5 protein-coding genes and 1 riboswitch are annotated in these 4,076 nt (G+C 36.3%); of the genes, 2 read left to right on the forward strand and 3 right to left on the reverse strand.

Going from position 1 to position 4,076, the window contains the following annotated elements:
* A partial coding sequence (locus F6K13_RS21790; RefSeq protein WP_287288355.1) for an AbgT family transporter occupies window positions 1–1,121 on the reverse strand: 1,121 nt, incomplete at its 3' end.
* 172 nt (window positions 1,122–1,293) lie between these two features.
* Window positions 1,294–1,479, reverse strand: coding sequence for a hypothetical protein (locus tag F6K13_RS21795; protein ID WP_124142867.1), 186 nt, complete (start codon window positions 1,477–1,479; stop codon window positions 1,294–1,296).
* A 347-nt stretch (window positions 1,480–1,826) separates the two neighbouring features.
* On the opposite strand from F6K13_RS21795, the gene F6K13_RS21800 reads away from it, so the two are divergent.
* The gene (locus F6K13_RS21800) at window positions 1,827–2,348 is read left to right on the forward strand and encodes a pentapeptide repeat-containing protein (protein ID WP_124142868.1); all 522 of its coding nucleotides are present in this window, start codon (window positions 1,827–1,829) and stop codon (window positions 2,346–2,348) included.
* 521 nt (window positions 2,349–2,869) lie between these two features.
* On the opposite strand, the gene F6K13_RS21805 is transcribed toward F6K13_RS21800, so the two are convergent.
* The gene (locus F6K13_RS21805) at window positions 2,870–3,106 is read right to left on the reverse strand and encodes a hypothetical protein (RefSeq protein WP_124146874.1); all 237 of its coding nucleotides are present in this window, start codon (window positions 3,104–3,106) and stop codon (window positions 2,870–2,872) included.
* 377 nt (window positions 3,107–3,483) lie between these two features.
* Window positions 3,484–3,667, forward strand: a riboswitch (cyclic di-AMP (ydaO/yuaA leader).
* A 108-nt stretch (window positions 3,668–3,775) separates the two neighbouring features.
* Between F6K13_RS21805 and F6K13_RS21810 the strand changes: the two genes are divergently transcribed.
* Window positions 3,776–4,076: hypothetical protein (locus tag F6K13_RS21810; RefSeq protein WP_375340676.1), on the forward strand; the 301-nt coding region annotated here is incomplete at its 3' end.

The following is a 4,076-nucleotide window of genomic DNA, read 5'->3' on the forward strand; positions in this document are numbered from 1 at the left end:
TAGATAATGCCTAAATTACTCCAACCAAAATAAGCAACAAATTGAGCAGCAAAAAATGATAAAGCAATATAATAACCCATTAAACTCATAGCCTGAGTCATACCTTGAGCAATATCTTTATCGCTCTGAATTGTACCTGCTGCTTTTCCATAGACAATACCAGGCAGAATAAATCCTACCATTATTATTGGTACAATTCCCTGGAAAAAAGGAGAAGGAATAATAGTTAAAGTTTCGGGGTCGCGCAAGATTCCTTCTGGAGGTAAAACTAATATTAATAAAAGCACTACAAAAGCCAATAAAGAATATCCAGCCCAACGCAAACCTTTTCGTTCAGCAGTAGTCAATTCTGGAATTTCTTCTTGATTAATTTCCCCATGATATTTACCAAGACGAGGCTCAACAATTTTATCCGTAATATACCAACAAACTAAAGTAATAACAAATGTAGAAACTACCATGAAATAATAATTAACTGCTGGATTAACTGTATATTCAGAATTAATTAATTTAGCCGAATTTTCAGTAATTCCTGCTAATAAAGGTTCGATAGATCCAATTAATAAATTAGCACTATAACCTCCAGAAACTCCAGCAAAAGCAGCAGCTAAACCTGCTATGGGATGACGTTTATATGCTAAAAATACTAACGCAGCAAGAGGAGTTAAAACCACATATCCAGCATCAGAAGCAAGATTAGACATTACCCCACAAAAAATAATCGCTGGAGTAATAAACTTTGCTGGAGCAACTAACACTACCTGACGCAGTAGAGCAGAAATTAATCCTGTAGACTCTGCGACTCCTACCCCTAACATTGCTACAAGTACGGTACCCAGGGGAGGGAAATTAACAAAGTTACTCACCGCTTCGGTAATTATTCTGCGGATACCTTCAGGAGTAAACAGAGAGACTGCTTTAATAGTTTCTTGAGTTGCAGGATGTACAACAGATAGATTTGTCAAATTAGCGATCGCGCTAATCAAAATTACTGCAATAGAAAGATAGAAAAATAATGTAATTGGGTCTGGCAATTTATTGCCAACTTTTTCAATAAAAATAAGTGCTTGATTAACTATGCCCAACTTTTTAGACTGTTCTGGGGGCGGTGTTTTCGTCATCTTGACTGTTTCCTTTGGAGATGAAAATACAATTTCTCATCATCATACTATCGGAAGGAGGAAGGAAGAAGCAAGAAGGAAGAAGGAATAAAATTAGCATAAAACTCTATTGCGCGATCGCTTCCAACTCCTCATAAAAATATTTTTGTCCCATTGGGGAATTTGTATATTATCATTTTCTTTGTGGGTTTAATACCCCACCGTCTACACGGTGTTCAAAATTACTTGGGGGAGCGTAGACGCGGAACGGCTTGTCGAAGACTATCCCCATGTAATTTTCCTCCTGTCTCCTGTCTCCTGTCTCCTTCTTCAAATTACTAATCAAGTGTACTACATAATTATGTTTTGGCCTAGTCAAGAGTAATTGCCTCAAACTCAAATCAGTTAAAAAATTTTTTTTCCTTCCAACCCTTGAAATTTTTGTCTTATATTATTTATGTAGTATAAAAATATAGATCAAAGCAAACCAAGTCATCTGTACCTTAAAAACAAAATAGATACTACATAGTTATTCATAGCCTTGTGGACGACTAGATAAGTCACTCTGATTCTCAGTCAGAGACAAGAGCATGGAAACTAAAATGTCTTGAGATAGGGTTGCTATGAAAATCAGCAAAAATGATGATGTAATTTTTATGATATGATGTCAACAAAATTAAATATCTAAAATAACATTAAATTCAGTAATTTATTAAGAAGTAAAATATGAAATTTTTATACCCATTAACAGCGACATTATTAACAGTATCCTGGTTAACTATTCCAGTATTTGCTCAATCTAAATCTAATTCAATGGAACGCATCAAAACTATTCAGCGTTTATTAAGTACTTATGAGTGTCAAGGTTGTGATTTGGGCGAAGCGGACTTAAGCGAAGCGGATTTAAGTGAAGCCAATTTATTAGGAGCTAACTTACAAAAAGCAAACTTGAAAGGAGCTAATTTAAGAGGTGCTATTCTCAGCGGTGCTAATTTGATTGAAGCAAATTTAGCAGGGGCTAATTTATCAGGTGCAATTATGCATGGTACAACTATGCAAAAGGCAGATTTGACAGATACTAATTTATCTTGGGCTGATTTGTACCAGGCATATATGGAGGAAGCTAAATTAAACAGAGCTAATTTATCTAATGCAAATCTTAATCAAGCAAAATTAGAGCAAACAGATTTTTGTGGAGCTACTCTACCTAGTGGTAAAAAAGGAGATTGCTCTAATGACAAAAAATAGAGATTGCTCTAATGGCAAAAATATAGAGGTTGTCGATTGGATTGACATCTCCAGGGGTTGAAACACCCTGGATTCTGCGGTTAACCCACCGCAAATGGGATAAATCCACATTTGCTTCAAGCCTGAAGGGCAGACTTCTAGGCTTCTCGGCATAGACTATTATCTAGCTGTTAGCTTACTTTTTTTGAATAGCTTTCACGAGTGGTTTTCTCAATATGTTGGAGCAATCTTCTCGCTGCTCTAGCTGCCTTCTTGCTTTTCGGTGCTGAATGCGGAGCTAACAGCCGTCGTAGGAAATCAATTCCCCGTCTCCTGTCCACCGGAATTTCACCGCACTAGCTAGAGATCATGGCAACAAACCTTGTTCTTACTTACTATTTCTATTATAGCAGAACTTCACTCCGCTTTATTACCCGCGTGTCGTTATTCAACCAGCCGTTAAAACGGGCGCTGCGTACTTCCTCCCGAAGCTTTTTAGGTTTTTATGCAAAGGTTTTGATACAGTTGAATTTACTATTTTGTTAAGTATAATTTAATACTACAGCAGATATTTCATCAACTACTTTAATTCGTCCTCTATAAATTGAACGAATTAGTCGGTCTATTGAGCGTTTTTCATATTCTTGTAAAGATTCATCAAATATAGCAGCCATTAATCCATAGCGGTCAGCTAGGGTAATGTAGCCGTTTTCATTGGCTTGAGCGAAAAGGTCTCCTAACGCACATGGAAGAAGATGGACAGGAGGATCTACAGACATAAGAATCACCTTTAAATTTTAGAGTTATAGTATTAATAATTTTTCATTGTTACATACTTATGCAACATTAATATAGTAAGTGTGATCACATACTAATAGTGATTAAAATCACTATTAGTATGTGACAACTAACAATGGGCTTAGTGACTTATGTTGCAAATCACTAAATTTAAAATTTTCCGGAAAACTGTACTAAGTATTAGGAACATATTAGGTGTACCTTAACCTTGTGGGAGCAACAGTATAACCAAAGTTCAATACTTTACTAACCATATTCTCAAATTTCAGGCTGAAAATTTTGATACAATTTAAAAAAAAAATCTGTAAAAAAGTGTTGACAAAGCTGATAGAAAAAAGTTAATATAATATCAAAAGCAAAAGACAGTCAGCCTAATCCGGCAAGTAAAGACACAGTAAGAGTGTAGCTGGAGCGGAGGAACCAAATACAGGGGGCTTATCTCTGATTAGAAGTCTTTGAATGTAGAAAAACAAAGATACAGAGAAGGGAATCTCTCAGCCCTAGCCCGTCAGCTAACTTCGTAGGCATTGAGAGGAGAATGAAGAGCCAACTTTCTATGAAAATTTAGACAGATTGTCAATTCAGTATCCTTGGTTTGTATAGGTCTGATTTGTTGCGCCCGATAAACCTGACTCTGACGATCTAAAATAATGTTAGAAAAACTGAATATTCCCTTTTTTGCGACGCTTGCCGTAGTTATTGTAATACCTCAACAAGCTGTATGGAAGCGCATCTGTCGCTTCGTCACGCCTGAATTAGTTTTATTACCGGCATTAGGATTCTTTTGGACTATAGTGTTGTGTTCTATGGTTAATACCTTTTTAACAACCTTCATACCCAGTCCTTGTTTGCCAACAGTTATCAGCACAGCTATAAACGTTTCTAAAGTTTCCAGAGGATACTTAGGAGTAGCTCAAGCTTTCTGGCAGTGTTCTGGTAAAACTCAGAATG

It is taken from the genome of Okeania sp. SIO2B9 (genome assembly GCF_010672505.1).
Taxonomy (GTDB): domain Bacteria; phylum Cyanobacteriota; class Cyanobacteriia; order Cyanobacteriales; family Microcoleaceae; genus Okeania; species Okeania hirsuta.

Coding starts and splice junctions, on each gene's coding strand:
- F6K13_RS21800 (WP_124142868.1), top strand. CDS start 1,827: ATGAAATTTTTATACCCATTAACAGCGACATTATTAACAGTATCCTGG.
- F6K13_RS21805 (WP_124146874.1), bottom strand. CDS start 3,106: ATGTCTGTAGATCCTCCTGTCCATCTTCTTCCATGTGCGTTAGGAGAC.